This window comes from Rhizobium viscosum, assembly GCF_014873945.1.
GTDB lineage: Bacteria > Pseudomonadota > Alphaproteobacteria > Rhizobiales > Rhizobiaceae > Rhizobium > Rhizobium viscosum.
This window is the reverse complement of sequence record NZ_JADBEC010000002.1, coordinates 1880994-1907263: the sequence shown is the minus strand read 5'-3', so window position 1 is coordinate 1907263 and position 26270 is coordinate 1880994. Positions and strand designations below refer to the sequence as shown.

At 60.9% G+C, this 26270-nt stretch carries 31 protein-coding genes; 17 read left to right on the top strand and 14 right to left on the bottom strand.

The window, feature by feature from the left end; translation table 11 throughout:
• Positions 1-7: 7 nt before the first annotated feature.
• Complete coding sequence (locus H4W29_RS34720) at positions 8-190, bottom strand: SPW repeat protein (protein ID WP_192732348.1); 183 nt, start codon at positions 188-190, stop codon at positions 8-10.
• Between the two features lie 166 nt (positions 191-356).
• On the opposite strand from H4W29_RS34720, the gene H4W29_RS29725 reads away from it, so the two are divergent.
• Positions 357-1340, top strand: coding sequence for a zinc-dependent alcohol dehydrogenase family protein (locus tag H4W29_RS29725; RefSeq protein ID WP_192732347.1), 984 nt, complete (start codon positions 357-359; stop codon positions 1338-1340).
• Positions 1341-1737: 397 nt separating this feature from the next.
• On the opposite strand, the gene H4W29_RS29720 is transcribed toward H4W29_RS29725, so the two are convergent.
• On the bottom strand, positions 1738-2196 hold the full coding sequence (locus H4W29_RS29720; protein WP_312872454.1) for a cupin domain-containing protein: 459 nt from the start codon (positions 2194-2196) through the stop codon (positions 1738-1740).
• 119 nt (positions 2197-2315) lie between these two features.
• Here H4W29_RS29720 and H4W29_RS29715 point away from each other — a divergent pair, with 119 nt between their 5' ends.
• The 4 genes from H4W29_RS29715 to H4W29_RS29700 all read left to right on the top strand — a co-directional run bounded on the left by H4W29_RS29715 (position 2316) and on the right by H4W29_RS29700 (position 6234).
• A complete protein-coding gene (locus H4W29_RS29715) occupies positions 2316-3251 on the top strand; it encodes a LysR family transcriptional regulator (protein ID WP_192732346.1) in 936 nt (311 codons plus the stop codon).
• A gap of 165 nt (positions 3252-3416) precedes the next feature.
• On the top strand, positions 3417-4439 hold the full coding sequence (locus H4W29_RS29710) for an ABC transporter substrate-binding protein (protein ID WP_192732345.1): 1023 nt from the start codon (positions 3417-3419) through the stop codon (positions 4437-4439).
• A 47-nt stretch (positions 4440-4486) separates the two neighbouring features.
• Positions 4487-5476: a FecCD family ABC transporter permease gene (locus H4W29_RS29705; RefSeq protein ID WP_210332462.1), complete on the top strand. Its 990-nt coding sequence runs from the start codon at positions 4487-4489 to the stop codon at positions 5474-5476.
• Positions 5473-6234, top strand: coding sequence for an ABC transporter ATP-binding protein (locus tag H4W29_RS29700; RefSeq protein WP_192732343.1), 762 nt, complete (start codon positions 5473-5475; stop codon positions 6232-6234). The genes H4W29_RS29705 and H4W29_RS29700 overlap by 4 nt, the downstream gene beginning before the upstream one ends.
• An 87-nt stretch (positions 6235-6321) precedes the next feature.
• Here H4W29_RS29700 and H4W29_RS29695 read toward each other — a convergent pair whose 3' ends face one another.
• The 4 genes from H4W29_RS29695 to traA all read right to left on the bottom strand — a co-directional run bounded on the left by H4W29_RS29695 (position 6322) and on the right by traA (position 13059).
• Positions 6322-6819 (bottom strand): hypothetical protein, encoded by a 498-nt coding sequence (locus tag H4W29_RS29695; protein WP_312872453.1) that lies wholly within the window; start codon positions 6817-6819, stop codon positions 6322-6324.
• A gap of 372 nt (positions 6820-7191) precedes the next feature.
• Positions 7192-8085, bottom strand: coding sequence for a DUF3313 domain-containing protein (locus tag H4W29_RS29690; RefSeq protein ID WP_192732341.1), 894 nt, complete (start codon positions 8083-8085; stop codon positions 7192-7194).
• A gap of 62 nt (positions 8086-8147) precedes the next feature.
• Positions 8148-8399: a hypothetical protein gene (locus tag H4W29_RS29685; RefSeq protein ID WP_192732340.1), complete on the bottom strand. Its 252-nt coding sequence runs from the start codon at positions 8397-8399 to the stop codon at positions 8148-8150.
• Positions 8400-8427: 28 nt separating this feature from the next.
• The gene (gene traA, locus H4W29_RS29680) at positions 8428-13059 is read right to left on the bottom strand and encodes a Ti-type conjugative transfer relaxase TraA (protein ID WP_192732339.1); all 4632 of its coding nucleotides are present in this window, start codon (positions 13057-13059) and stop codon (positions 8428-8430) included.
• 221 nt (positions 13060-13280) lie between these two features.
• Here traA and H4W29_RS29675 point away from each other — a divergent pair, with 221 nt between their 5' ends.
• From H4W29_RS29675 to traG, 3 genes are read left to right on the top strand one after another with little or no spacing between them, the layout of a single operon-like run.
• On the top strand, positions 13281-13568 hold the full coding sequence (locus H4W29_RS29675) for a TraC family protein (RefSeq protein ID WP_192732338.1): 288 nt from the start codon (positions 13281-13283) through the stop codon (positions 13566-13568).
• Positions 13558-13797: a conjugal transfer protein TraD gene (locus H4W29_RS29670; RefSeq protein ID WP_192732337.1), complete on the top strand. Its 240-nt coding sequence runs from the start codon at positions 13558-13560 to the stop codon at positions 13795-13797. The genes H4W29_RS29675 and H4W29_RS29670 overlap by 11 nt, the downstream gene beginning before the upstream one ends.
• Positions 13788-15707 (top strand): Ti-type conjugative transfer system protein TraG, encoded by a 1920-nt coding sequence (gene traG, locus H4W29_RS29665; RefSeq protein WP_192732336.1) that lies wholly within the window; start codon positions 13788-13790, stop codon positions 15705-15707. Before H4W29_RS29670 ends, traG begins: the two co-directional genes overlap by 10 nt.
• A gap of 3 nt (positions 15708-15710) precedes the next feature.
• Here traG and H4W29_RS29660 read toward each other — a convergent pair whose 3' ends face one another.
• Positions 15711-15893: a hypothetical protein gene (locus tag H4W29_RS29660; protein ID WP_246517507.1), complete on the bottom strand. Its 183-nt coding sequence runs from the start codon at positions 15891-15893 to the stop codon at positions 15711-15713.
• 314 nt (positions 15894-16207) lie between these two features.
• Positions 16208-16624 (bottom strand): hypothetical protein, encoded by a 417-nt coding sequence (locus tag H4W29_RS29655; RefSeq protein WP_192732878.1) that lies wholly within the window; start codon positions 16622-16624, stop codon positions 16208-16210.
• A gap of 233 nt (positions 16625-16857) precedes the next feature.
• Between H4W29_RS29655 and H4W29_RS29650 the strand changes: the two genes are divergently transcribed.
• From H4W29_RS29650 to vapC, 3 genes are read left to right on the top strand one after another with little or no spacing between them, the layout of a single operon-like run.
• Complete coding sequence (locus H4W29_RS29650; protein ID WP_312872451.1) at positions 16858-17322, top strand: WGR domain-containing protein; 465 nt, start codon at positions 16858-16860, stop codon at positions 17320-17322.
• A gap of 10 nt (positions 17323-17332) precedes the next feature.
• Positions 17333-17593: an antitoxin gene (locus H4W29_RS29645; protein WP_192732335.1), complete on the top strand. Its 261-nt coding sequence runs from the start codon at positions 17333-17335 to the stop codon at positions 17591-17593.
• Positions 17590-17994, top strand: coding sequence for a type II toxin-antitoxin system tRNA(fMet)-specific endonuclease VapC (vapC, locus tag H4W29_RS29640; RefSeq protein ID WP_192732334.1), 405 nt, complete (start codon positions 17590-17592; stop codon positions 17992-17994). The genes H4W29_RS29645 and vapC overlap by 4 nt, the downstream gene beginning before the upstream one ends.
• A 98-nt stretch (positions 17995-18092) precedes the next feature.
• Here the strand turns inward: vapC and H4W29_RS29635 are convergent, their stop codons facing one another.
• Together H4W29_RS29635 and H4W29_RS29630 are read right to left on the bottom strand one after the other, a co-directional pair.
• Positions 18093-18428 (bottom strand): hypothetical protein, encoded by a 336-nt coding sequence (locus H4W29_RS29635; RefSeq protein ID WP_192732333.1) that lies wholly within the window; start codon positions 18426-18428, stop codon positions 18093-18095.
• Positions 18429-18493: 65 nt separating this feature from the next.
• On the bottom strand, positions 18494-18817 hold the full coding sequence (locus H4W29_RS29630) for a DUF736 domain-containing protein (RefSeq protein ID WP_192732332.1): 324 nt from the start codon (positions 18815-18817) through the stop codon (positions 18494-18496).
• Positions 18818-19473: 656 nt separating this feature from the next.
• Here H4W29_RS29630 and H4W29_RS29625 point away from each other — a divergent pair.
• The 4 genes from H4W29_RS29625 to H4W29_RS29610 all read left to right on the top strand — a co-directional run bounded on the left by H4W29_RS29625 (position 19474) and on the right by H4W29_RS29610 (position 21137).
• Positions 19474-19701, top strand: a complete 228-nt coding sequence (locus H4W29_RS29625) for a hypothetical protein (RefSeq protein ID WP_192732331.1) — start codon at positions 19474-19476, stop codon at positions 19699-19701.
• Positions 19702-19756: 55 nt separating this feature from the next.
• Positions 19757-20242, top strand: a complete 486-nt coding sequence (parS, locus tag H4W29_RS29620) for a type II RES/Xre toxin-antitoxin system antitoxin (RefSeq protein WP_192732330.1) — start codon at positions 19757-19759, stop codon at positions 20240-20242.
• Complete coding sequence (locus tag H4W29_RS29615) at positions 20239-20748, top strand: RES family NAD+ phosphorylase (protein WP_192732329.1); 510 nt, start codon at positions 20239-20241, stop codon at positions 20746-20748. The genes parS and H4W29_RS29615 overlap by 4 nt, the downstream gene beginning before the upstream one ends.
• 110 nt (positions 20749-20858) lie before the next feature.
• Entirely contained in the window at positions 20859-21137 is a 279-nt protein-coding gene (locus H4W29_RS29610; protein ID WP_192732328.1) for an HU family DNA-binding protein, read from the top strand.
• 261 nt (positions 21138-21398) lie between these two features.
• On the opposite strand, the gene H4W29_RS29605 is transcribed toward H4W29_RS29610, so the two are convergent.
• The 4 genes from H4W29_RS29605 to H4W29_RS29590 form a co-directional block, all read right to left on the bottom strand.
• The gene (locus tag H4W29_RS29605) at positions 21399-21821 is read right to left on the bottom strand and encodes a hypothetical protein (RefSeq protein WP_192732327.1); all 423 of its coding nucleotides are present in this window, start codon (positions 21819-21821) and stop codon (positions 21399-21401) included.
• Positions 21811-22071 (bottom strand): type II toxin-antitoxin system prevent-host-death family antitoxin, encoded by a 261-nt coding sequence (locus H4W29_RS29600; RefSeq protein ID WP_192732326.1) that lies wholly within the window; start codon positions 22069-22071, stop codon positions 21811-21813. The genes H4W29_RS29605 and H4W29_RS29600 overlap by 11 nt, the downstream gene beginning before the upstream one ends.
• A gap of 63 nt (positions 22072-22134) precedes the next feature.
• Positions 22135-23076: a DUF2493 domain-containing protein gene (locus H4W29_RS29595; RefSeq protein WP_192732325.1), complete on the bottom strand. Its 942-nt coding sequence runs from the start codon at positions 23074-23076 to the stop codon at positions 22135-22137.
• Positions 23077-23403: 327 nt separating this feature from the next.
• Complete coding sequence (locus H4W29_RS29590) at positions 23404-24456, bottom strand: DUF7146 domain-containing protein (RefSeq protein ID WP_192732324.1); 1053 nt, start codon at positions 24454-24456, stop codon at positions 23404-23406.
• A gap of 317 nt (positions 24457-24773) precedes the next feature.
• Between H4W29_RS29590 and H4W29_RS29585 the strand changes: the two genes are divergently transcribed.
• Together H4W29_RS29585 and H4W29_RS29580 are read left to right on the top strand one after the other, a co-directional pair.
• Entirely contained in the window at positions 24774-25964 is a 1191-nt protein-coding gene (locus H4W29_RS29585) for a DUF1173 domain-containing protein (RefSeq protein WP_192732323.1), read from the top strand.
• 108 nt (positions 25965-26072) lie between these two features.
• Positions 26073-26213 carry a hypothetical protein gene (locus H4W29_RS29580; protein WP_192732322.1) on the top strand — a complete coding sequence of 47 codons (141 nt, stop codon included), beginning with the start codon at positions 26073-26075 and terminating at the stop codon, positions 26211-26213.
• Positions 26214-26270: the final 57 nt, after the last annotated feature.

The following is a 26270-nucleotide window of genomic DNA, read 5'->3' as shown; positions in this document are numbered from 1 at the left end:
GAATGCCTCAGATCAATGCATTCCAAACAAAGGGCGGCTTTTCAACGTCATGGAGCATCCATGGCGAAACGATAAGCCAGATACCGATCAGGAAGTTAACCCATTCCTCCCATAAGCGGTAGGATGCGCGTGCGGTCGCCAGCGACGACGATCCATTTCTGGGCCTCCCTGCTCCTGCAAAGCCAATCACGACACGCGGCTCGGCTCATTGAGCTGGATCAACAGCTCCCGTGAGGGGAAATTTACATAATTTCCGTAGAAGCGAAGAAGCGCGGGCGCGAGCCGTCTTTGACAACCGTCAATGCCGGTTTGCCGCGATTTCCGGATCGTGGCATCATGAAGATGAGGAGCAGGTCATGAAAGCTATGATCCTCGAGGCAATCGGGATGCCCCTGCGTCCAGTCGACCGGCCGGATCCCGTGCCCGGAAAAGGACAGTTGATGCTGAGGGTCGAAGCCTGCGCCGTGTGCAGGACCGATCTTCATGTCTGCGACGGCGATCTTCCCAATCCGAAGCTGCCACTCATTCCCGGCCATGAGATTGTCGGCATCGTCGAGGCTGTCGGAGAAGGAGTAGCGCCGTCGCGCATGGGGCAAAGGGTCGGTGTGCCCTGGCTCGGTCATACCTGCGGCTGTTGCTCGTTTTGCAGGAGCGGAGAGGAAAATCTTTGCGATGAGCCGCAATTTACCGGCTATACCCGCGACGGAGGCTTTGCCAGCCATGTCGTTGCGAATGCCGACTATGCCTTTGTGCTCGACAGCCAGGCCGATCCCGTCGCCCTTGCCCCGCTCCTTTGTGCCGGCCTGATCGGCTGGCGTTCGCTGAAGAAGGCCGGGGACGGCAAGAGGATCGGGCTTTACGGGTTCGGTGCGGCCGCGCATATCATCGCGCAGATCTGTCTCTGGCAGGGCCGCGAGGTCTTTGCGTTCTCGCGCTCCGGCGACGAGGCGGCGCGACGCTTCGCACTCGGTCTCGGCGCCGTCTGGGCGGGAGGCTCGAACGAGCGACCGCCCGTGGCGCTCGATGCGGCGATCATCTTTGCACCGGTTGGCGAACTCGTACCGGCGGCTTTGAAGGTGGTGCGAAAGGGAGGCCGGGTCGTCTGCGGCGGTATCCACATGAGTGATCTGCCCGCAATGCCCTATGCCCTGATCTGGGGCGAGCGAAGCGTGGTTTCAGTCGCCAATCTGACGCGGAAAGACGCCGAGGAATTCTTCCCCGTTGCCGGCCAGGCGGGTGTGCGCACCCATACCAAAACCTATCGACTTGCAGATGCCAATGCGGCGCTTGACGATTTGCGTGCCGGCCGCCTGAGCGGAGCGGCTGTCCTGACACCTTGAAGGCAACCGCTATTGCGGAGCGGCATCGCAGCACAATCCGGATTCACTTGACGCCGCCCGACCTAAGACGCGCATCGTCCATTGGTCGGAGCAATATGAAGGTGGCCAGATGGCTCAGCCGCCCGAAGGAGGCAAACCAAGCTTCGGATCGCGTCCGGTTTGTTCACTGGCCGGCAGATAATATCGGCATGATCTACCGCACAGCCCAACAAACGTCATGCGACGCGTTGGATGATAGGATGTCCATTTGCGTCACGATTTCACCCAGTTTTGCATTTCGTCGTGATCCTGCTTCGCGGTCGATATCGCAAATTCGTCAAGGGGTTTTCGGCGACTGAATGGATCAGCGCCAAATGCGAATCGGGATCAGAGCGCTGCGGAACTCAACAGGCATAGCTTAATCAGCCCAATCGACAGGCCCTTTGAACTCGATACCAAATCGGGTCGCGAGTTCCATGACTGCAGGCATGTCAGTCGGGATTTGCAGTTGTCTGTTGCCGGCCTCCAGAAAGAAATCCTCCAGTCCGGCCGGCGTCAGGATCGTGACGTTACGCCCATCCCGATCGCTTGCGACGCGAAACGAATGTGGCACGCCGCGAGGCAAAAAGATCGAATGTCCGGGCGCAATCCTGGTGATCTCACCATCGAGCCAGAACTCATAGGTTTCCTCGATGACATGGATCACTTCATCTTCGTTGTGATGAACATGGATCGGCGGCCCTTGATGGGCTGGCACAACGCTTTCGAACACAGTCATCCGTCCGGCACTTTCGCGCTGCCCGACCGTGATCCCATATTTCGTTCCCATCCATGTAACGTATTGCTTGTCTGAGGGACGCTTTAGCGCAATTGTCACAGCGACATCCTTTCATCGTACAAATTCCTCGATGGCATCGCCGAGCCCGGCTTGAACAAGCTGTACGGCAACCAAGGTGCCGTGTTAAATTTGATGATTGAATTGAGGCTATTCGTCAGATGAATTTCGCCGCACTGGATCTAAATTTGCTGCGGGTTTTCGACGCAATGATGCTTGAATTGAGCACGGTCAAAGCCGGCGAGCGCATAGGTCTCTCACAACCAGCCGTCAGCTCCGCATTGGGACGGTTGCGCCATTTCACCGGCGACGAATTGTTTGTTCGCGATGGAAATCGCATGGTACCAACATCCCGCGCCCTTGAACTGGCGGCACCCCTTCGCGATGCTTTGGCCAAGATCGAGGAAGTGCTCACGACCGGATCGGTCTTCGATCCGGCGACATCTATTACATCGTTTATGCTAGGCGGTTCGGACTATTTTTCCACGATGCTCATGCCTGAGCTTGCCCGCAACGCCGCTCCGGTGGCGCCTCGCGTCACCTTCCAAATGATCGATTGTACAGCCAGCCAGGTCAGCACCCTTCTCAGCGACGGAAAAGTCGATCTGGCCGTCGACAGAACGCTTGATGTGCCCGAATGGATCAGCCGACAGAAACTGTTCACATCGTACCTCGTCTGTGTGGCACGAAAGGACCATCCTGTGATCGTGCAATCAGGTCTGAAAGAAGGTGGAACGATCGATGCGGAGCTGTTTTGCCGCATTCCGCATATCCTTTATTCGGCCGATGGAACCAAGCGTGGAACTGTAGATCCAGGGCTCGAAAAAATCGGCCTTCGAAGAGAAATTGCAATGACCGTTTCACAATTTCAGGCGGTTGCGCTTGCCATTGCGTCAAGCGATCTGATCGGCAATCTCCCAATTCATTTTGCCCGCGTCATGGCGCGCTATCTTCCAATCGACTTCTACGAGCCGCCGATCCCTTCTCCGCGCATGGATATCTACGCCTATTGGCATAAAATGAAGGATAGGGAAGGTGCATCTATCTGGCTACGAAAGCAGGTGCGAGATGTACTGGACTTTGACCGTCTAAAATAGCTAACCGAGCTATCTTGCAACTTTTGCACAACTCTCCGCGTTGGAGCCAGTATCCACCATTATCAAAGGTGACTACGTTACTCTTGTTTTTTCTTGGGCAAACAGGTTATACCGCCGGCGCCCTTAGAATTCCCATGTTGGGGACTCGAAGAACAGGAAGTTTTCATGAAAGTTTTCAAGTCCCTTACGGTTCCCGGACTCGTCGCCGTACTCGGCCTGATCGCGACGCCGGCATTGTCCGCGCCGACCAAGTATCCGCTGACGCTCGACAATTGCGGCGCGAAGGTCACCGTCGCCAGGGCTCCGGCGCGAGCCATCGGACTTGGCCAGAACAGCGCGGAGATCATGCTGCTTCTCGGTCTGGAAGACAAAATGGCCGGCACGGCATTCTGGCCGAGCAAGGTTCTGCCGCAGCTCGCCGAAGCCAATGCAAAGGTCAAGCTTCTGTCTGTTGAGTTTCCGACCTTCGAGTCGATTCTGGCTCAGAACCCGGATTTCGTGGCAGCAGCCTTGCCGAGCCTGATCGGGCCGACAAGCAAGGTCGCCAAGCGCGAGGACTTCGACAAGGTCGGCGTACCAAGCTACATTTCGCCCAGCACTTGCCTCAGCACCGAAAAGGTCAAGGACCAGTATGGCAGCCGCGACCAACTCTGGAACATGGATCTGCTGTACAAGGAGATTGACGAGCTTTCGCAGATTTTCGATGTCGCCGATCGTGGCCAGGCGCTGATCGCCGACTTCAAGAAGCGTGAAGCGGCATTGCGCGCCAACGCCTCCAAGGATGGCAAGCAGCTTTCCTACGTCTTTTGGTTCTCCAGTCAGTCGCCTTCCGCAGACGCCTATCTCGGCGGCAAAAACGCCGCATCCGGTTTCATCGCCGATCTCCTCGGCGGCAAAAACGCCATCACCGCAGAGGCCGAATGGCCGACGCTCGGTTGGGAAAGCATCATAGCCGCCAACCCGGACGTCATCGTCGTAGCCAATCTCGACCGCAACCGCTGGGAACTCGACAAGCCGGAGGCCAAGATCAAGTTCTTAAACAGCGACCCAGCCGTCAGCCAGATGCCAGCGGTCAAAAACAAGGCAATCGTCGTCATGGACGGCCAGGCCATGAACCCGACGATCCGCACGATCTATGGCGCGGAACAGGTGGCCGAACAACTGAAAGCGCTCGGCCTGATCAAGTGACCGCCTCGAACCGCGCCCTCCAGCAGGCTGCCTCCTTCGGTCTCGTCCTGCTGGCCTCTCTTGTGGCGGTCGGCTTGGTCGTCGGCATCAGTGTCGGGATCGGCGACCTGCCAATCCCGCTTGCCACGACGTTTGCCGCCGTTACCAACAGGCTCGGATGGACGGCGGTGGAACTCAACCGCATCCACGAGACCGTGATCTGGGATTATCGTCTCAGCCGCGCGCTCGTAGCCGCTTTCTGTGGCGCGGGACTGGCTCTGTCGGGTGCGATCATGCAGTCGCTGCTTCGCAACCCGCTGGCCGAGCCCTATGTGCTTGGCATCTCCGCCGGCGCGTCCACAGGCGCGGTCGCCATCGTCATTCTCGGTGTTGGTGCAGGTGCGGTTTCGTTATCGGCCGGGGCTTTTGCCGGCGCATTTGCGGCGTTTTTTTTCGTGGCGCTGCTGTCCAACGGTACGCGCGGCGGCGCTGATAGGACAATTCTCGCCGGTGTTGCCGCTTCGCAGCTCTTCAACGCCGCCACTTCCTACGTTGTCACGACGTCTGCAAATGCACAGCAGGCCCGCGACGTCATGTTCTGGCTGCTCGGCAGCTTCGGCGGCGTGCGCTGGCCGGAGTTCATGCTGGTTTCTGGCATCGTCGGCTTCGGGCTTGTCGCCTGCCTGTTCTATGCCAGGGTTCTGGATGCTTTTGCCTTCGGTGACGAAGCGGCCGCATCTCTCGGTGTCAACGTCGGTGGGGTCCGCATCGTGCTGTTTGCGCTTACCGCAATGATGACGGCCACGATCGTCAGCATGGTCGGCTCGATCGGCTTTGTCGGTCTTGTCGTGCCGCATGCGGCGCGCTTCGTCGTCGGACCGCTCCATATCCGGCTTCTCCCAGCCTGCGCCATTGTCGGCGCAATCTTCCTGGTGCTTGCAGACATCGCCTCGCGCGCGCTCATCCCGCAGCAGGTCCTGCCGATCGGGGTCGTCACGGCGCTGGTTGGCGTCCCCTTCTTCTCCGTCATTCTCTACCGGTTCCAGCGCGCATCATGAGCATCAAAGCCGAAAACCTCGTCTGGAAAATTGGCAAGAAGACCATAATTGATGGCGTCTCCTTCGAAGCGTCACCGGGAAAGATGCTCGGCCTTCTTGGCCCGAACGGCTCGGGAAAGACTTCGCTGCTGCGGCTTCTCGCCGGCCTGAAGCGACCCAATTCTGGGCGCATCTCGCTCGATTTGAAGGACGTAAGCACCATCGGACGTCGCGCGATCGCTCAGCGTGTCGCCTTCGTCGAACAGAATTCGACAACAAACGCTGATCTAAAGGTCATGGATGTCGTCAAGCTCGGACGCTTTCCGCACCGTTCGATGTTTTCCGGCTGGACGCTCGCCGACGATCAGGCTGTTGAGGAGGCGTTGAAGCGGGCCGGCATGATCGGCAAACGACATGATCGCTGGCAGAGTCTATCCGGTGGGGAGAAGCAGCGCGCCCACATCGCAAGAGCTCTGGCGCAGTCACCGAAAGAACTGATCCTCGATGAACCGACCAACCATCTCGATATCCAGCATCAGATCGGCCTCATGCGGCTCGTTTCCAACCTGCCGGTCACCAGCATCATTGCGCTGCACGACCTCAACCATGCGGCCATGTTTTGCGACGAGCTGATCGTTATGCAAAGCGGCAAGATCGTTGCCTCCGGCGCACCGGCGGACGTATTGACGGAAGAGGTCCTCAGAAACGTTTTCGCGGTGGATGCGCGCGTCGAAGCCTCGCCCTATCACGCCCGGCCGCACATCCACTATCTCCGTTGACGACGCCGTGTCCATGAAGCGCCGACCCGCATGGGCAAGCCGCCTGCCTGCGGACCGATCACCTCGTTACACCTATCCCCTCCGATTTCAGCTCGCGCAGAGCTTCTTCAGTGCCTTCTCCACGCCCTTGCGAAGAGCGGCCGAAATCTCGGGTTCAAATGTTGTGACAACGTCGCCAAACTCTCCCTTTGCCTCGATGATATCGATCGAACTTGCGTTCATGATGCAGGTGGCGAGATTTGCCTGCAGGTGAATACGAGCCTTTGCTGAGAAGCCGCCCTTGAGAGGGGCATCGTCCGACGTCTTGCAAGCGAGCGTGCCGAGTGCGCTTGCCTCGGCCAAATCCCCGTCCACTTTGATCTCGATCGTGTCGATTTTGACGAAGTCGAGCTTGTCGATGCCCAATTCGACTTTCACGCCCAAAACCGCCTGCCTGACCTTCAAAGGCTTGCAAGGCTGCGCGGCCTCGATTGCCCGTTCGAGAACATTGGCGGCGGATGCCGGCGAGCTCAAAGAGGGTGTGGCAGCAATGATCACGCTGAGCGCCATGCGCCTCAAATGGTGCCAACCGTTCCGGCCTGCCATGGTCCGACACTTCGTGTCGCCGAGCGAACCGACCAGGCGAGCTTTTGTCTTCGTGCGAATTTCAAGATGATCGACAGGCATACTCTTCCTCAAATCGAAGTGTGTCTGGCGACATCAGAATACAGCGTCTCTACCCAAAGGAAAGAATGTTGCGTCAGGAGTGGATCGGTCACTTATCAACGGAGGCAAATCGCCGTGGGCGAGATCGCCAGGACCTGACGCTCCCTGCAGGCGAAAAGCAGGTGGGCAGAGCAATACCGCGGGGTTCCGGCACTGTCTCTGCCCGTCCTCGGCCAGCGGGGCTGGCCGATTTCTCCGACTCCTGTGAAAAACCTTCGCGGAGTGGCTTAACGACGCCTGGACTGCCCGCCGTCAATGCGTCATTGGAGGTTTTGGCTTCTTTTCCGTCCACTGCGGCGGAGCGCCATACTTCGAAGCAAGTACGCCAATCAGCCCGGGTGCGCGGCCGAAGGCATCACAGGCAGCATATTTCGGCTTTCCGCCGAGCCAGGAGCGAGCGCGTTGTCTCGACGGAAGCGAAAGGTTCAACCCCTTCGGTTCCTTTCCGGCGATCAGCACCCGTGAGAAGTCATTGGCAAATTTCGCGGCGAGACCATAGGCATCCCCAACCTCGGAAACGCGAGGATTATCCTGAATGGAGTTTGCGCCCCGCGCCCAAAGCATTGCGGCATTTTGCATTCCCGTGGCGTCGAGCGCTTCGGCTTCGATCGCAAGGCCGCCGAGGCCGAAGGGCAGGCGCGGGACACTTACAGGCAGGGCAAAGCCCGAACCGACGCTGACAACGGTCGCGACCCCGGCAACGGCCTTGTTGGTTGGAACGATGTCGGAAACAACCGAACGAACGGTCAGATCTGCCGGCTGGCCGGCCGGGACCATCTGGTATTTGTCACTCAGTGCCACGCATAGCGCCCGGTCCAGAGCATTGGAAACCAGAGAGCGGTCGGCTTCAGACTTGATCTTGGACGCAGCGCCAAAGGAAAAGACCGTCGGGACGATGGCAACGGTCTTGGCCCGTGCCAGCTGCTGTCCGTCGACATAGAGCCGTTTCCTGGCGAGCGTTCCCTTCGACGGACCGAGGTTCTTGTAGGAGGCGAGCGTTCCCGCCTCCTTGAGCGGGACGGCAGCGCATCCGGAAACGGTTGCCGTTATCAGTAAGGCAATACCCCCCAGGGGCAACGCCCTGAACGGACGGTTGAAAAGCGTCTTGTTGAAAAATCGACGATGTGAATGCGAATTGCTGGGCATATGTCTCGTTGGCTCCGGTCATGGCGATGACTGGACACTCGTGGTCAACAATTGCCACACAATTACATGGTCCGCCGCTTGCTGCATTTTGGATGCTGGATCGATACTTTTTCCCGACAAACCGCTTTCGAAGCCGACTTTTGCGCCACAGTTTCGGCGATCTGCCTGACAAGGCTGCGCCACCGGCGCAGCGCCTCGGCCACACTTGGATCCGCGTCCTCGAGTTCGTAGACGCGGGCAGTGACGATGGCGCGCGCCTGGTTGACGATCTCGACGCGGACGATCACGTCGTATGAGGTTTCTTGGTTTGCCACATCCTTTTCCTTTCGTTTCTCCAAATGGCTATCGGCTGACACCGCGGGCGCGATCGATGGCGCGGCGCTGGGGTTCCAAAATGACCTCCTGGCCACTCTGCGTGCGAACCGTTTGCTGCAAAGCCTGCAGGCGCTCCCGCATTGCCTCAAAAGCGCGACGCTGTGCCGGCGATACGCGATTGACGACGTCCGCCTCTCCACGAAGGATCGCATTGTGGCCGAATCGCTCGTCGAGCGCCCTGCTAACGGCGGCGAACTCCTGCCTGATGTTCGGTTCCAGCGAGCGCCCGGCACCATCGACCTTGGCGCTCTTTTCCTTCGCCTGCTTTCTCATGTTAGCAGCCAGCCTCCTCAGAGCCTCCTCTGCCGCTTGCGACAGGCCGGGGACGGCGACCGCCATGCGCCGGCGCTCTTCGGTGATGGCCCGCATTTCCGATTCGAGGGCGCTGACATAGGACGCACCAAGCGAACGCACCCGGTCTGCAGCTTCCGGCAGGGCCTGGAGCGCTTCCTTTCGCTCCCGGCCGACGGCGAGCAGACGATCCACGATGCGATCAGAGCCACGCAGCGCACCATAGGCGGCGGCGTCATTGCCGACCGCCGTCGCAATCCGTTCACCGGCAAAGCCTTTCACGACAAGATCCTCGATCTTGCCAACCGTGCCGGCCGGATCACGCCAGATACGCTTCGCCATTTCAACGAGCGCCATGCGACGATGGCGATAGTGCGCAACGGCGAGCGCCCGTGTTCGCGCCTCGTCTTCCGCCGGTGTTTTGAACTCGGTCACGGCGGCGAGCATCGGCAACACGGGCACGGTCTCCTTTCCGCCTTCGACGCTGGCGCCGGCAACAATCTTGGAGCGATCCTGTTTCTCGGTCAGATGCTGTTCCTCGGCAAAGCGCCTGATGACGGTGAACAGGCGCGTGAGCTGATTGCGACGCTCGGGAGCAAGATCATCCGGCATGCGTTCGGCCATGTTGCGCTCGGCAACCGCATCCGCCTTCACCGTAAAAGCGCTCCAGCCGAAGCGGGCGGTCAAGGCATCGTTGACGGCTTTGACCTCCTGCACCAGCAGACGATCCTCGGCGGCATAGGTGAAGGCGGTCTTATAGGCATCATCCCCGCCCCGGTTCCGGATTGCCTCGATTTCCACCAGACGCGCCATCGCCGGCTTCGAGAGCGCTGGGACTGACAAGGACATATGCGCGCGGCGCTGCTCCTCCCGGATGCCGAAGCGCTCGGCCTGCCGGCGGAACTCGGTTGCATGGGCGCGTACGAGTGGTAGCAATTCCGACAGCGCGGCTGTGGCAGCATTGCGTTCGTCACGATCGGCACGACCGTCGACCAGAAGGTCGGAACCGCGCAGCCGGCCGAGTTTGCCTGGCCTGGCGGAAAGATCGCCAGCAAGTCTGCGCGGCTCGATCGTCGCATCCGATGCCAGCGCATTCAGGCGATCAAGCGCATGGTCCGGATCGCGATAGATTTTCTCGAGCACCGGACGAAGGATCGCTTCCCGCTCCGTCCACCGTTCGGAGGCGAGCTGCGCCCGGCGCGCATCCTCATCGACGCTGCGGGCAAAGATCGTGGTGGACGGGATCAGATGCTTTCCGCCAATCGCGATATCCGCGGCGCGCGATTCATTCAGCTCCTCGTGATACGAGACGTGGCGCTCACGCTCGATCGCGAAGCCGAGCGCATCGCTCGCCCGCTCCCAAAGCTTCGCCACCTGCTCGCGCTTTTCCGCAATCCACGCCAGCCGTCCCGAAACGCCATCCTCCATCCCGGCTACGACCCCGGCGAGCGTGTCGATGCCGCGCCGCCGCGCAAAATCTTTCGCATGCGCCCGATAGCCCTCCTCGCTTTCAAAATCGAGCGTCGTCGTCTTGGCGTCGGATCGCGACAGGCGCTCCACAAGCTGCTTGAACAATTCCGGGCGATGGCTCTCCCGCCCGATGCGCCCTTGGCGATCTTCTGCGGATTCGACCTGCCTGGCGGTCCAGACATTGCGATCGACCGTCCGTTCCTCGAAACTCTTTTTTCCCGTTTTCTCGTCGATAACGGGCACGGTCACCGTGACCTGTTCGACGCCGTCCTTGCGCAGGACCACCGTATCACCTTCCCAGACGCCGCCCTCTTCCAGCGCCTTCGGCAGGCTCACGCCCCAAAGACGATGAACGGCGCCATCATCGGTCTTCACGTCGGCATAGGGGCTTTCATCCGCGTCTTCGTCACTGGGCCGGAACTTCGCCAGCCCGGTTTCCACGAGCTCACCGGTAACGCCAGCGGCATGGTCGATCCGCGGCTTCCGTCCCCATTCCGGCTTCGCCTCGAAATCTTCGCTTGCGGCATAGAGGTCGGCGCGGTCGCGATGGCGCGTCATCGACACATAGGTCAGATGCTGGTCCATCATGGCGGTGGCGAGTACGAAGGTCCGGTCGACGGTGGACCCTTGAGACTTGTGGATGGTCGCCGCATAACCGTGATCGATATTGCGATAGCTGTCCTCGCTGATGACGACGTCACGGCCATTGTCGAGACGGACGGCCAGCAGCGTGCCTCCCCGTTTGTCACCGGTTGAAACGACCGTGCCGAGCATACCGTTCTTTACATATTGAGGACCGAGATGCCGCGCACGCGGTTCGAGGAAACGAGCGTTTTCGAGAAAGATGATCCGATCGCCGACGGCGAACTCGCGAAGCCCACGCGCAGTCCGGAATGCGCGCGTATCGGTAAGCGCACCCTCCTGCATCATGACGTTGCGCAGAGATTCGTTGAGACGCTTCACATCGTCATTGGTGTGGGCCAGAACAAGTAACTCATCACCACGAAGACGCCGCGCGTCCTCGCCTTCGGCGGAGTTCCGCAGAAGGTCACGCCGGGCATCGGTCCAATCGGCAACGATACGTTTGACGATTTCCTCGCGCGTCTCCGATTCAACAAGGCGGCCATGCTGCGCATAGGCATCAAGCCCCTCTTCGACATGACCACGAGCGAAGAGACGCGAGGCCTCACGCGCCCACTCCTCACGCTGTCGGCGCACGCCGGCGAGTTCGGCAAAGCCAACGCGGTCGCTGATCGCCCGGAACGCCGCGCCAGCTTGGATCGGCTGCAGCTGCATCGCATCACCGACCAGGACGACTTTCGCCCCCGCATCTTCGGCGATCTTCAGCACGCGGCCCATCTGCTGTGACGAGACCATACCGGCCTCGTCGATGACAAGCACGTTGCCGCGTTCGAGCAAATCGCGCCCGTTGGCCCATGCCAGTTCCCAGGAGGCGAGCGTCCGGGATCTTATCCCGGAACTGTCCTCCAAGCCCTCGGCCGCCTTGCCGGCAAGTGCTGCGCCAACCACACGCCGACCGTCGCTTTCCCAGGCAACTCTTGCTGCGGCAAGCAGGGTCGACTTGCCGGCACCGGCAAGCCCGACGACGGCGGCAATGCCACTGTCGCCGGTGACATGCCTGATAGCATCGACCTGCTCCGGATCGAGCTGGAACGACCTTTCCGAATCCTTGGTCTCGACATTTTTGATCGCGTCTGCCACCCGAGAGGCGGTGACACCGAAGCCGGTGCGATCGGCAAGAACGCTCGCCGATTCTGCCATGTCGTATTCGATCCGAAGGATCTCGCGCGTGGCGAAGATCGCCGGTTCCGATACCTTGCCGGTTTCGGCTTCGACCTGCTGTGACTTCAGAAGGACAAGATCGTCCGAGGCCATCAGACGCGCCCTGATATTGGTAAAGTCGATGGGATCGTCGACATAGCGATGCAGCGCTTTGGCAATATCCTTCTCATCGAATGTGGAGCGCTCATTGCCAAGCTGCTTCAGCAGAAGCTCCGGATCGGCGAGCAGCCGGTCAGCCATATCCTGCCGGCGGGCAAGATCGGCCGGCGCGAAATACATCTCAACGCCTCTTCGGGCGAGTGACGCCTTCTCCGGCCCGAGATGTTTTTGGGCAATACCATCGAGGCCCTGTTCGGCATAGGAGCGGCCGTCGACACGGATGTCATGGCCGGCAAGCGCCAGATGCCGGTTCGCAGTGTCCGCCCAGGCGATCTTCCATGCCTTCACGGTCTCCTTATCGCCGGCCCACAGCTTGTAGACGATCTTGCCGTTTGGCCGATCCGGCGTCACGACGCGCAAGGGCTCGTCGTCCTCGCCAAGAACAGCAACCTTCTTCGGCCCGAAACCATCCTCGGTCAGGGGGCGAAGCGTCATCATCAGATGGATATGCGGATTGCCTTGCCTATCGTGATAGACCCAGTCGGCAACCATGCCGTTCGAGGTCAGATTGTCCCGAACGAACTCGCGCACCAGGGCGATGTTCTCCACCCGCGTCAGCTCTTCCGGTAGCGCGATGATCAGCTCCCGGGCAAGCTGCGCGTCAGCACGCTTCTCGAAAACATCGGCCGCATTCCAAAGCGCCTCGCTGGCCCCGGCCACGCTCCTGCCTTCAACGGCAGCCTTCAGCCAGGCCGGAATCTGATCGGGCAGGGCCAACTCTTCATGCACCAGTTCTCTCGACCCGCCGCGATAACTGAACGACGTCCCAGCCTGCTCGTCCATCATCCGGGCGCGATGGCGATAGGCGGCGGCAGAGACGATGCTGCGTCCCGCTCCCCTACTGATCACCTGCGCTCTGACGAACATGATCGCCACTGCCGTCTCCCGATCTTCCAAGCACGTCGCGCCAGCGACGTATATTGCGCCCTCAAACCGATCGGACCGGAGGGCCGATGCCGCTTTTCCGGAACATGGCCTTCGGCCGGACTTCCGGCTGCGACGTTTTTGGTTGATTGCAAAATAGCCTATTTAACTATTCTATTCTAGTTAGTATAATTGCTGGATAGACGTCAGCTCGCTGGAGGGAGAATTCATCAATGGCGGCCAAATCATCGCTTTCCGATCTCGATGCCCAGATCGAGAAGCTTCGAGAGCGCAGACGTTTTCTGATAGTTAAATCCGCAGAGCGCTTCGCCAGGGCCGCCACGAAATCGGGGCTGGCGGAGATGGAGATCGCGGACGAGGAGGTGGATCGGATCTTCGAAGAGATCGCCGCGCGATTTCGCAGCCGAGAGAAGACAGGGTCTGGAGGCGCACCTGTTCCGGCGCGTCGATCAACGGATAGCGCGGCTGGAACGCCGAAGACGGTTTCAAATGACGGCTGACCGAAAACAGGAGGCCCGCGAAAAATTCCTGCTCGGCGGTATCGTCGTCAAAGCGGGCTTGTCGAAGGCCGACCGGGCATTCCTGCTCGGCAGCCTGCTCGAACTGGCAAGAGTGGCAGCGGGCTCGCTGGAGCACCGGCGGCTGCGCGATATCGGCGAAGAGGCCTTCAAGGCCTCTTCGCTGAGTGTCGAGGTCTCGCGCGCCGAGGAGATGATGGAATGGCACTGAAGCGAAAAACGCATCCAAGCCTGTTGCTTATCCTCGTGCCGATCACCGTCACCGCAATCACGGTTTACATCGCCGATTGGCGGTGGATGGGACTGGCCGTCGGCATGTCGGGCAAAACGGAGTACTGGTTCCTGCGCACTGCTCCCATGCCCGCGCTCTTGTTCGGACCACTCGCCGGGCTCTTGACCGTTTGGGCCTTGCCTCTGCATCATCGGCGGCCAATCGCCATGACAAGCCTGTTGTGCTTTTTAGGGGTGGCTGGCTTCTATGGACTGAGAGAATATGGACGCCTCGCTCCACCCGTTGAGCGCGGTATGGTCACATGGGACAACGCCCTCTTCTATCTCGACATGATTGTCGTGATCGGGGCGTTATGCGGCTTCATGGCCGTAGCCGTCGCGGCCCGTATCTCTACCGTCGTGCCCGAGCAGATCAAACGGGCGCGGCGCGCGACCTTCGGCGACGCGGACTGGCTTTCGATGTTGGCGGCGGGAAAATTGTTTCCACCAAATGGTGAGATTGTCGTCGGCGAGCGCTATCGCGTCGACAAGGAAATCGTCCATGAGTTGCCCTTCGATCCGAATGATAGCTCGACTTGGGGCCAAGGCGGCAAGGCTCCACTGCTCACCTACGGGCAGGATTTCGATTCCACCCATATGCTCTTCTTTGCCGGATCGGGTGGCTACAAAACCACCAGCAACGTCGTGCCAACGGCGCTGCGCTATACCGGGCCGCTGATTTGCCTCGACCCATCCACGGAGGTCGCGCCGATGGTCGTCGAACACCGCACGCGCGTTTTGAAGCGAGAGGTGATGGTACTCGATCCGACCAACCCGATCATGGGCTTCAACGTACTCGACGGAATCCAAACGTCGAAACATAAGGAGGAGGATATTGTCGGGATCGCCCACATGCTTCTCTCGGAGAGCGTGCGCTTCGAAAGCTCGACCGGCTCATACTTCCAGAGCCAGGCGCACAATCTTCTAACCGGACTGCTCGCACACGTCATGCTGTCGCCAGAATACGCAGGAAGGCGAAACCTGCGCAGCCTGCGCCAGATCGTGTCCGAGCCCGAGCCGTCGGTGCTGGCGATGCTGCGCGACATTCAGGAGAATTCGGGGTCGGCCTTCATCCGCGAAACGCTCGGCGTCTTCACCAACATGACCGAGCAAACCTTCTCCGGCGTCTATTCGACGGCGTCGAAGGACACGCAATGGCTGTCACTCGACAGCTATGCCGCTCTCGTCTGCGGCAATGCTTTCAGATCCAGCGATATCGTCAGCGGACGAAGGGATGTGTTTTTGAATATTCCGGCCTCGATCCTGCGGTTCTATCCCGGCATCGCCCGGGTCATCATAGGCGCGCTGATCAATGCGATGGTTCAAGCGGACGGCGCATTCACTCGCCGGACGCTGTTCATGCTCGATGAGGTCGATCTGCTCGGCTACATGCGCGTTCTGGAGGAGGCGCGCGATCGCGGCCGCAAGTATGGGATCTCAATGATGTTGATGTACCAGTCGGTCGGTCAGTTGGAGCGGCACTTCGGGAAAGATGGTGCAACATCGTGGATCGACGGGTGCGCCTTCGCCTCCTATGCGGCAATCAAGGCGCTCGACACCGCCCGAAACGTCTCGACGCAATGCGGCGAGATGACGGTGGAGGTGAAGGGAAGCTCTCGCAACATCGGCTTGGATACAAAGAACAGCGCATCGCGGAAGTCGGAGAGCGTCAATTTCCAGCGGCGGCCACTGATCATGCCGCATGAGATCACCCAATCGATGCGCAAGGATGAGCAGATCATCATCGTGCAGGGGTACAGCCCGATCCGCTGCGGGCGGGCGATCTACTTCCGGCGGAAAGACATGGATGCGTCAGCGAACGCCAATCGGTTTGTCAAACTCCAACCGTGACGGTCAGGCCTGCTCGGCGAGATCGTATTCAGCCTCGGTCGGCCATTTTGTTGCGGTCATGTCCAGCAATGCGGCGTCGATCGCCTTGCGCGCTTCAAGAAGATCACGATCCGAAGGATCGGAATAAATCCCATAGCCATTCACGATGCGGCCGTTGAAACCGCATTGGAGCACCTCCAGCGCCACACACCGGCATGATCCTGTATCGCGGTTGTCGAGGTTGCAGCTTTCTCGATTACAGACATGAATTCTCCTGATCGCCGGCGTTGTTTGGTTGCCCGACGGTGAGTTTAACCGCCCAATGCACCGAAAGCGAGTTGCACAATACATCTATAGGTCGGAGCGGCGATAGCGCTCGAACGGATCCTCGGCGCCCGGCGGCGTGGGCGCGCCGTATCCGGCATTCAGCCAGTTGGGGAGCGTCGAGGGGAAAGTTCGACAGGGAGCCGGTCCGGTCAATCCGGTTCGGCTCCCTCCACGTCAAATGCGGAAGAGCTGCCTCACGGCAGCTCCTGCTCGTTGGCATATTCTACGAGTTCGGCCCGCAGTGCTTCCAGCTCGGCCTCGATTTCCCGGCGCTCCGCGATGCTCGGCGCTGCCTTGGCCTCGGCCCGCAGCTCTTCGATGGTGCAGGCAATCTTGAAGTAGTCGTTGTTCGTCATCGTCGTCATCTCCATGTTGACGTGAAAGATGACGCTGGCGGTCATGACGGGCCGGTGTGGGTCAAAACCCGCTTCAGCGGCCAGCTGGCTGGCGCGTGGGGGAGCCGATTTTCTGACGGCGCCCGCGAGGGCGCGGGCTGAAAATTGGGGGTACCACGCGGTTTTGACGCGCGCCGGCCCGTCATGACAGACTTGGCGCTTCTGAGCAGACAGACCCAGTTCTCGTGTGGCACCAAATACAAAGGCGATGGGCATCTCCTATCGATGCGTTTGCGCATTGGCTTCCACCGGCGGCACCCGATAGATCCGCGCTTGCTATCCGGTCGCTCCAAGCGACAACCCCAGCCGGCCGCCCCATGCGCACCCGCTCAAACGACCGCCTCGCAAACCAGTCGAAAAGACATTTGCCCGATCGGTCGCAAACCTCGCCTGGATCGCACCTCAAGTAGAGCTTTTGAACACCCATCACGAACGTGAATCGATCCGCTATGATTGATTCAGCAAACTCGTTGGACGCCCGCGGCGACAGGATCGATGATGCTGTCATGGATGACGACATCGAACTGACGCTGCTTTACAGGATCGACCGCGCCCGGAACATGGCGCGCTTTTATTGCCGTTCGCTCGAACCGACGTTGCTCGGCGGCAGCGCTCTGGTCCGTCGCTGGAGCAGGATCGGAACGACGGGTCGGCAGAAGATCGAACTTTTCGATACGGCCATTGAGGCCGTCGACGTCTCGCCAACCGCAAGCTGCGCCGCGGTTATGTCCGCAACGTCGCCACAGGCGAAGCGCAAGGGATCGTCACGCCGCAAGGCGCGAAGACTGCGGCAGCAGGCTCCGTGGATCAGGCAAGGCCTGCGAAATAGAGCCCGACCGGCGGTAGCCGGTTGCGCCCTCCCTTGTGTTGAGTGCGTCATACTCGTATATACTAAACCGTATATACACCCATAAGGAAGCGATCATGCCCCATTTCGCAAAAGTATTCCAATCCGGCAACTCGCAGGCGGTCCGCCTTCCCAAGGAGTTCCGCTTCAACGTCGATCGCGTCGAGGTCATCCAGGAGGGCGACGCCCTAGTGCTGCGCCCGCATGTCGGGCACGACGAGGCGTGGGGGTCGCTCAAGGCGGCGTTGGCGCGCGGGATGAGCGACGACTTCCTGTCGAGCGGCCGCGACCAGCCCCAGCCGCAAGATCGGCCAGATCTTGATACGGTGTTCCGGTGATTTCTCATCTGCTGGATACGAATGCGGTGATCGCGCTGATCGGCCGTAAATCCGACAGGCTCACAACGCGGATTTTCGAGAGCGAACAAGGCAGCATCGCCTTGTCGACGATCGTCGTTCACGAGCTTTATTATGGGGCTCACAAGAGCGCGCGGATCGAACACAACCTCGAAACCCTGCGGCTGTTTCTGGCCGATTTTTCCATTCTCGATTTCGACCGGAACGATGCCTTCGTCGCCGGTGAGATCCGATCGGCACTCGCCGCGAAGGGCACGCCGATCGGCCCTTACGACGTGCTGATCGCAGGGCAGGCAAAGGCTCGCGGGCTGATACTGGTCACCAATAACGTTGGTGAGTTCAATCGGGTCGCGGGCCTACGGATCGAGGATTGGACGCGGTAGACGGATCGCGACCGGAAGCAAGTTCGACGTCTCGAACGGCACGCTATGCCCGGCCTCCGAGAGACCGCGCATAGCGGAAATCTGACGATCGCCGGCGATCAACGAGAGGAAGGCGGGCCATTCAGGAATTGGTCGGCTATCTCATCGGATAGTATGCGCGTGGCTTCGCGAGCGTGGTCATCGATGAGATGCTGCACGGTCTGGGACGACAACGGCATAAAGTCGTAACCGTCTGCCATCGCCGCGGACCGAAGCGACGATAGGGTTTCGAAGGCGCGGTAGTCTGTGCCGAGCCAGAGAGCAAGATCTTCGCCTTCCTCATCTGGGAAGGCTTGCAGGAAATAGGTCTGGAGAGGGCGGTCGTAGCCGATGACGGCGAGTGGATCGGCATCTTGATTGGCAAGATTGGTGACGGTGATCGTGTAACGGCTCATAGCAAGATCCTTTCGGGGTAAATCCGGAGATCCGGCCCCGTTTGGGCGGGGCCGGATGGCGACGGTCAGGCTGGATTGTTCCAGAGGATCACCTTGCGGTTCGGGTCGCCGCCGGGTGCCTGGGCGAGGTTGCCGAAGATCACGCCGATCTCCGGCGCTTCCAGCTTCACCGAGAGGTATTCCTCGCCGGTCTGGCGGGCGATACGGTTCCAGCCCGCGCCGATCTCGAAGCCGGTGCGGCGATGGATGATGCGGAAGTCGGGCGCATCCTCGCTTGCCTTCTGGGCGTTCGGGACGATGGCGATCGGGGCATTGACCCGAATGGTGGCAAAGACGCCCTCCAGACTGCCGTCGGTCTTCTGCGTCAGGGTTGCGATAGTGGTGGCCATGCTCATGTCTCCTTCGTTGCATCGGGACCATTCCCGATGGCGCCGATGAAGGCGGCACTCGGACGCGGTCACCGAGCGCAGGCGAGGGTGAACCCCCTTGCGGGGTTGACCGACTAGGCCGGGGGTCGTCTACAAAGGCGACATGAACAGGGATTGGTCGACGGGCAACGGCAGGCAGGAGACACGATGTGCATGGCCATCCGATCGCTGCCCGGTGGCAGGGGCCCACGTCCCTGAAGCTTGCCGGTATCCGGGCAAATGGCCGGTCGTTCGCTCCTGCCACAAGAGCAGGTCGAGGCGTGCCGCTCGCTCCAGCCTTCTGCCCTCCGTAAGATCGCCGGGCTGGCCCTCGCCCATGGCCCACGCGGAATGCCCTGAAGCTGCCGCCGCACTCGTTCGGAGCCGTCGGCAACCTCGTCTCCGTCTCGAGCCAGTACCCTGCCGTCGATCTCCCCGAAGCGACAACCCAGCCGGCCGCCCCATGCGCACCCGTCCAAAAACGCCCGTGTCAGACCTCAATCCTGATCAGCCCCGGCACCGTCGCCGCCACCAGCAGCGACGAAGTCGGGCCGGCAACCTCCTCCTGGCGATGCGCAAGGGGACTGTAAGGCGGAAAGACTGTAACGGCACGCCGTCACAGATGGAGTTTATCGGTCTTGCCATCCTCGGCCTTGTGGGTGGCCGTCGGCTTCGGCATCTTGCCGAAGACTGAAGACTGGATCAAAGCACGCACGGAAGAAGCGAAGGAGCGTGCCCGCGCGTTGAAACTCGACAATGATCGAAAAGAGGCAGAGCTTCTGCTCTCGAAAAACCGGGGCGAAGGCGCAAAGTCGGGCGAAGCGCAGAATGAGTTTGTGACCGCCGCTCTTCAAATCCCTCATTGAAACTCACCGCGTCAACTGTCATATAGATAGCGACAGATGACGCAGGAGACGCTTCATGGCACTTGCAGCGGAAAGAGCGCTTCCGGAAGCGAACGGCACGGAATTACAAAAGGTCGTAGAGCTGCTCGGCGGCACGCGCGTGTTGTCGCGCCGGCTGACGAGCGCGCTCGACGCTCACGAGCTGTTGCTCGGTGGGTTGCCCGCCTCCGCGCTCGACTATCTTGTCGGCAACCTCGTTGTTATCGGGAAAAACGAGTCGCTGGAGAAGGCTGTCGGCATGAGCCTCAGGACATGGCAGCGCCGTAAGGATGCGCCGTCCAAACCGTTGAGTCAGGAGCAGAGCGGCCGGGCGTGGAAGTTCGCCGAGATCCTGGCGAAAGCGACGGATGTCCTGGGAACGCAGGCGGAAGCCGAGCAGTGGCTGGAGCGTCCCGCGATCGGGCTCGATCAGCGCCGCCCGATCGACCTGCTCGGGACGCCTGCCGGCGTCGAACTGGTCGAGGACTATCTGGAACGGCTTGAATATGGCGTCTATGCATGACGCCTCTACCGATTGCCCTCGGGGGCTCCGAGCTGATCGCATGGCGGCTCGACCACACCGCCTATGCCCCTACCTGGGATAGCGGCGAAGGCGCCTATCGTGTGGGCGGTCGCTGGAACAGCAAGGGCGTGCGCGCAGTCTATTGCTCCATCGACCCTTCGACCGCCATCCTGGAAGTCGCGGTCCACAAAGGGTTTCGCACCCTCGACACGGTTCCACATATCCTCACGGCGGCCGTCATCACGGATATCACCGAGGTCCATGTCGTCAACCCGGCAAGCGTTCCTAATCCGAACTGGCTGCATCCGCGCATTCCGAGCGCAGGACAGCAGGCGTTCGGAGATGACCTTCTGAGGCAACACCGGTTCGTCGCGATCCCGAGCGCGGTGTCCACCCATAGCTGGAATCTGATCTTCGTCGCAAGCCAGGCAGCCGGCAGCTATTCGCTGAAGCTTCAGGAAACGTTTGCACTTGACACCCGCCCGCACCCGCCAGCGACGACATGACGGCTGGAAATTGTGGAAAGGTGCTCAAAGCAGCTGCGAATGAGGCTGGAACCCCGTGACAGCGCGCCATCCCGATGGAAAGGGTTTCGGTTCCGACAGAAAGGGAACATATGACCACGACCAACGAAATCGCAGACAAGATCGCCGCCGAACACAGCCTGACCAAGGCCCAGGGCAAGGCTGTCGTCGAAGCGGTATTTTCCGCCATCACGGCCGCCGCGACATCGGGTGCGGAAACGTCTATTCCGGGCTTCGGGAAGTTCAAAGTAAAGGATACGCCGGAGCGCGAAGCGCGCAATCCTGCGACCGGGGCGACGATCAAGGTCGCCGCGCAGAAAAAGCTGGCCTTCACCCCGGCGAAGGCGCTCAAGGATGCGATGAATAAATAATCGCAATCCAAGGCGAGGCCGAGATGGCAACTCGAAAAGACGACGGCGCTCACGCGCCGGCGTCTCCGAAGCGCCAAACCGGGATGCCAAGGCGACAGGCCTTGCCGCGAAACTCCCGCACGCCGACCCGGCGGGTAGAAGATGTCTGTTGTCGGGACTGAGGCATGACGAGGCTCCGCTTGAGTTGGAAATGTGTACACATTTGCAAGAAGTACAAGCTTAGCCTTAGTGGAAAAGAGATGGCGCTTGACCAGCGCCGGCCTACTCCGTCCGATTGACCCGGCGACCCGTTTTGCGCAACGCCTCCCCGAAGGCTGCGGCGATCCTCATCATGAAGGCTTTGCTGAAGCGGCCGAGTGCTTTTCCGTCTGGCTCTATGTACCAAGACCTTTCGGCGACATCGTAATTATATTCGTCGACGACGATCCAGCAACGCTCGAGGTCGCTGAGACCCGCTCGCCGACACTCGATATCGGAAACTTCCAAGGCGATACGATCGGCCTGCGGCGGCTGGGTCGTGATCGCCAGCAGTGCGAGATGGGTGCGGCCGTCATTCGCGCCACTGACCGCGACGACGACGCAGGTCGGCCGGAGCTTCCGGCCTTCGGTCTCGCCGCGCTCTTGTTGCCACGCCCAAAGATAAGGGTAGTCGATCACGTGACCAGGCAGGAACTCACGGCTCATCGTCGTAGCCCTCGCCACGCGCCAGCCGGTCTATCTCGGCCAGGAAAAGCCCGCGGTGCTCCTGCGGCATCTCGGAAACGTGATAGGCTTGGCGCGGGTCACCACCGGAGCGCATGCGCTCGTAGTGCTCATAGCTCATCAAGACAAAGCGGGGTTTCCGGTGCTTGGTGAGCACGACAGGTTCGCGTGCAGCGGCGTCGGTGACGTCGCCTACCTGCTTGTTGAGATCGCCTGTTGTGAACTGCCGCATAACCTTGCTCCTTCATTGATCTCCATAATATCCAGATTTTCCAGATTAGCAAGAAAACGGCGCTCACGCGCCGTCTCCTTTGAGTTCCCACACATTGATGCCCAACCGACGGGCCTTGTCGCGAAGGTTGCCGGTGATGCCGGAACCGGGGAAGATGATGACACCTGATGGCAAAACCGAAAGCATCTCGTCGTTGCGCCGGAATGGGGCGGCCTTGGCGTGCTTGTTCCAGTCTGGCTTGAAGGCGATCTGGGTGACCTTCCGGGCCTGCGCCCAGCAGGAGGCGATACGTTCGGCCCCCTTCGGCGAACCGCCGTGCAGCAGGATCATGTCGGCGTGCTTGGCATGGGCCTTGTCGAGCGCGGCCCAGATCCGGCCGTGATCGTTGTAGTCCATGCCGCCACCAAAGGCGATCTTCGTGCCGGCCGGGATCAGCACCGTGTTTTCGGCGTGCCGGCGGGCAGAGAGGAAATCTCTGGAGTCGATCATCGCCGCGGTCATGTTGGCGTGGTTGACCTTGGAGCCGGTGCGCGGTCGCCATGCCGAGCCGGTCCCAGTCTCGAAGAGATCGGCTGCATAGTCGCGCATGAACTCGAAGGCGTTGCGGCGTTCGAGGAGCGTGATGCCTTCGGTGACATAGCGTTCAAGCTCGACGCTTTTCACCTCCGAGCCGTCCTGCTCGCGCTGGCCCGTCCGCTGGGCATCCTCGTTGCGCTGAAGCTCGCGCTGGATGCGCTCGCCGGCGCGGTGAAAGAGGTTGACGGTCGCCCACAGCAAGTCTTCGAGATCGGGTTCCAGTCGCGTGTCGCCGAGCATCTCGAACATGGCGTCGAACATCGCGGTCAGCGCCGACTGGACGACCGGCTCTTCCGGCAGCGGTCGCGGATCCGGTTCGTCCTGGAAGGGGCGATGGCCGTAGATCTGCATCTCGTAGATGAAGCGGTCGGTCGGAGAAGACGTGTGGTGGGGCTCGAAAGCGTCGTCGATGGGAAGGGTCAGGTTCATGATGGTCTCCGTCGGTTTGGGCCGCGCCTCTCGCGGCCTGACGGTGATCCCGTCCATGCGGCGGCGGGCCGGAACCGTGGCGCCAAGCGCCGCGGCCCAGCGAAGCGCCGGGCGGCGGAAGGAAGGTTTCTTGAGCCGCGAGGAATGTCGGACCGCTCTGCGGTCCGACAGGGGAAGAAAGCTGACTGACCCGCTGAAGACCCGCCCGCCGTGTGGTAAGGGTCGCCTCTCGCCAGGCCCGCGGGCGCGCGTCAATTGAACGGTGACCGGCAAGTGCCGGCCTTCCCCGCCACGGCGCGCCGACCCTCGCCTCGTTTGACGGTCGCATCACGCGGGCAGAAGGGCTTGAGCGTCTTCCGGTGCGAGCTGTGCCCGAAGATTTGTCATGAGCCGGTCAGCTCCCAGCCGGCGCAGGTCCTCGTTGAAGTCGCCGAGTTCCGGCGTCAAGACCAGCGGAAGGATGCCGAGCGCCTGCGCCCGGCGGCTCAATCCCTCAATGCCATGCCGGCCGGCGGCATCCGCGTCGCCGGCAACATAGAGGCGCTGGCATCCGGCTGGCGGCCGGAAGGCGGCAAGGTGATTGGCTGTCAGGGCCGACACCATCGGCATGCCGGGCATCACGTGCGAGAGCGACAAGATGCTTTCGAGACCTTCGCCCGCGATCATGACCGGCACCGGGCCGTGGACGGGAAAGCGGAACCGCACCGCATTGCCAAGCAACCCGCCAAGCGCGCGGCGGGGATCGTCGACCCTCGCCTTTCCGTCTCCGTTCGGGTCAAGCCAGGTGCGATGCACGCCGGTGATCGTGCCGATGCGATCGGTCACGGCTGCGATCAGCGCCGGATAGCTGGTCGTCCTGCCGGTCACAAGGTCACGATAATAGCAGGACGGATGAAAGCGCAGCGCGGCATGCAACGAGGCGCGCAGGATGCCGCGCCGGCGCAGATAGCTGTCGGCCAGCGTGCCGGAGAGCGGCTGCGTCATACAGAACAGGCGTCTTGCACGTTCTCCAGCCGGTCTTTCTACCGGCGTGCTGTCAAGAGAGTCGTCACTGCGCAAAAATGCCAATTTGGATTCGGCCGGACCGGACCGGGGTTCGTTCAGGAAACGCCTCGCCTCATCGGCGACGTCGCGGAAATCGACAAGCCCGCAGGTTTCCCGCACGAGATCGAGCAGATCGCCATGTTGCGCTGTCGCTGCATCCGCCCATCGACCCCTGCGAGGGCCGGTGAGATGCACATAGAGCGACTTGCCCTTGCTGTTGGCGACATCGCCGACGATCCAGTAATTGCCGGCCCGATGGCCAGCGGAGAGGTAGTGACGGCAGACCGCCTCGGCATCGCGCGCAAGACGATCCGCCAAGTCCGAGGCGGAGAGCATGGCTATGGCCTCCATCATGTCCGACCAGCGACATCGACAGCGCGATGGCGCTCGATAACGGTAAAGGTGAGTTTGCCGAAACGGGCAGCCCTAACTGTCAGGAGGGGCTGGAAACCACGCCCTCGATGAACATCTCGTCCTCGTTGGCTCTCTCTCCGCCGCGGGGCTCCGATGCCCCCCTTGACTGCCTGCGCAGACGGAAACTGCATCTCCCCGGAGGCGGGTTTCAGCGATATCGCAGGATATTACTGACGAATTTGCGATAGTAAAACGCATGGTGACCGTGTAGCGTCCTCTAGGAACGGGGAGACATAGAGGTGCGAACATTCACGATTGGCGATCGGGTGGTCGAGGAATCCTCGCCTGAATTGGGGGCTGTCCTCGAGCAGGCTTACGAGCAACGGCTGCGGCCGATGTGCATGTGCAAGGCGCCCCCGGCACCAATGTATATCGCGCGGCTCGAAGATCAGCATCTTATCAAGCGGATGCCGCTTTCGGGTCGCGATCACGATCCTGCCTGCCCTTCCTATGAGCCGCCTTACGAGCTTTCCGGCCTTGGGCCACTGATCGGGAACGCGATCCAGATCGATGCGAACGGCAAGGCCCGCCTGAAACTGGACTTTACGCTAACGAAGCGCGGGCCTCGCGCCGCCGCCAGTGCACCGGCTGAATCGTCCGAACATGGTATCCGCAGCGAGCCGAGGAAATTGTCGCTGCGGGCGATGCTGCACTATCTCTGGGAAGCGGGTGAACTGACCGAATGGCGTTCGGCCTGGTCGGGCAAACGTGGCTGGGGTCGGGTACGGGCAAGCCTTCTCAATGCGGCCGGTCAAATGACGGCAAGAGGCGCGGCCTTGAGCGAAATGCTCTTTGTACCGGAAGTCTTTCATGCCGACGACAAGGATGGGATCGCCGCCCGGCGCGCGGCGGCGCTCAAGAGCATCCAGGCGACCGGCACGGGTCCGCGCAAGCTGATGATGATCGTGGCCGAGGTGAAGGAGTTTTCCGCGGCGCGCGAGGGGCGAAGGATCGTCCTGCGGCACATGCCCTTTCCACTGATGATCGAGGAGGGCGCATGGCGGCGGCTCGCCGCGCGCCATGAGACGGAGCTCGAACTGTGGCGATCGAACGAGGCATTCCATCTGATTGTCGTCGCCACCTTCGGCGTTTCGGCTGCCGGCATTGCAACGATCGAAGAGGTTGCCCTGATGGTGGTCAACGAGCACTGGCTGCCGTTCGAGGATATTCACGAGCTGCGGCTTCTGCAAAAGCTGAGCCACCTCAAGCAAAAGAGCGTCAAAGGATTGCGTTTCAATCTGCCACGCGATGCGCCGATCGTATCGGTGACATTGCCGGAACAGAAACCGGCTTCCGTGGCGATGTTCATCGTGCCGGCAAGCGCCGGAGACGATTATGAGCAAGCGCTTGCAGACATGATCGAGGCGCGGCCCGAGATTACACCCTGGGTCTGGCGAGTGGCCGACGGCGAAATCCCCCACCTGCCTTGATCCGCACATGTGCCAATTGGCAGGACGGAGCGAATAAGAGCACGTCGACCTTCTCGAAACTTTGTCGGTGCAGCGGATTGTCATGAGCCTGAGAAGAAACCGTTCGTCGTGGAGATCAAGAACCGGCGTCGCCTGTCCCGGCGAGAACCGTCGATCTGGGAAAAGGTCGATCTGCAAGCGGCCGGCGATCAGCTCGCCGCCGAACAGGCGACGGGAGAGGATAATACCGCGGCGCCTGCTCGGCCCTGAAGCAGTGGCAGAAAAGAGGAGCGCCGGACAGCCGACACCAGCGCTTGATCGCATCCT

Excerpts from the sequence above, each read along its gene's own strand:
- parS (WP_192732330.1), top strand. The coding sequence starts at position 19,757 with ATGGCACTTGCAGCGGAAAGAGCGCTTCCGGAAGCGAACGGCACGGAA.
- H4W29_RS29710 (WP_192732345.1), top strand. The coding sequence starts at position 3,417 with ATGAAAGTTTTCAAGTCCCTTACGGTTCCCGGACTCGTCGCCGTACTC.
- H4W29_RS29675 (WP_192732338.1), top strand. The coding sequence starts at position 13,281 with ATGGCGGCCAAATCATCGCTTTCCGATCTCGATGCCCAGATCGAGAAG.
- H4W29_RS29610 (WP_192732328.1), top strand. The coding sequence starts at position 20,859 with ATGACCACGACCAACGAAATCGCAGACAAGATCGCCGCCGAACACAGC.
- H4W29_RS29695 (WP_312872453.1), bottom strand. The coding sequence starts at position 6,819 with ATGGCAGGCCGGAACGGTTGGCACCATTTGAGGCGCATGGCGCTCAGC.
- H4W29_RS29690 (WP_192732341.1), bottom strand. The coding sequence starts at position 8,085 with ATGCCCAGCAATTCGCATTCACATCGTCGATTTTTCAACAAGACGCTT.
- H4W29_RS29600 (WP_192732326.1), bottom strand. The coding sequence starts at position 22,071 with ATGCGGCAGTTCACAACAGGCGATCTCAACAAGCAGGTAGGCGACGTC.
- H4W29_RS29725 (WP_192732347.1), top strand. The coding sequence starts at position 357 with ATGAAAGCTATGATCCTCGAGGCAATCGGGATGCCCCTGCGTCCAGTC.
- H4W29_RS29630 (WP_192732332.1), bottom strand. The coding sequence starts at position 18,817 with ATGGCCACCACTATCGCAACCCTGACGCAGAAGACCGACGGCAGTCTG.
- H4W29_RS29595 (WP_192732325.1), bottom strand. The coding sequence starts at position 23,076 with ATGAACCTGACCCTTCCCATCGACGACGCTTTCGAGCCCCACCACACG.
- H4W29_RS29605 (WP_192732327.1), bottom strand. The coding sequence starts at position 21,821 with ATGAGCCGTGAGTTCCTGCCTGGTCACGTGATCGACTACCCTTATCTT.
- H4W29_RS29670 (WP_192732337.1), top strand. The coding sequence starts at position 13,558 with ATGACGGCTGACCGAAAACAGGAGGCCCGCGAAAAATTCCTGCTCGGC.
- H4W29_RS29615 (WP_192732329.1), top strand. The coding sequence starts at position 20,239 with ATGACGCCTCTACCGATTGCCCTCGGGGGCTCCGAGCTGATCGCATGG.
- H4W29_RS29715 (WP_192732346.1), top strand. The coding sequence starts at position 2,316 with ATGAATTTCGCCGCACTGGATCTAAATTTGCTGCGGGTTTTCGACGCA.
- H4W29_RS29650 (WP_312872451.1), top strand. The coding sequence starts at position 16,858 with ATGATTGATTCAGCAAACTCGTTGGACGCCCGCGGCGACAGGATCGAT.
- H4W29_RS29635 (WP_192732333.1), bottom strand. The coding sequence starts at position 18,428 with ATGAGCCGTTACACGATCACCGTCACCAATCTTGCCAATCAAGATGCC.
- H4W29_RS29590 (WP_192732324.1), bottom strand. The coding sequence starts at position 24,456 with ATGCTCTCCGCCTCGGACTTGGCGGATCGTCTTGCGCGCGATGCCGAG.
- H4W29_RS29700 (WP_192732343.1), top strand. The coding sequence starts at position 5,473 with ATGAGCATCAAAGCCGAAAACCTCGTCTGGAAAATTGGCAAGAAGACC.
- traG (WP_192732336.1), top strand. The coding sequence starts at position 13,788 with ATGGCACTGAAGCGAAAAACGCATCCAAGCCTGTTGCTTATCCTCGTG.
- H4W29_RS29655 (WP_192732878.1), bottom strand. The coding sequence starts at position 16,624 with ATGCCCATCGCCTTTGTATTTGGTGCCACACGAGAACTGGGTCTGTCT.
- H4W29_RS29645 (WP_192732335.1), top strand. The coding sequence starts at position 17,333 with ATGCCCCATTTCGCAAAAGTATTCCAATCCGGCAACTCGCAGGCGGTC.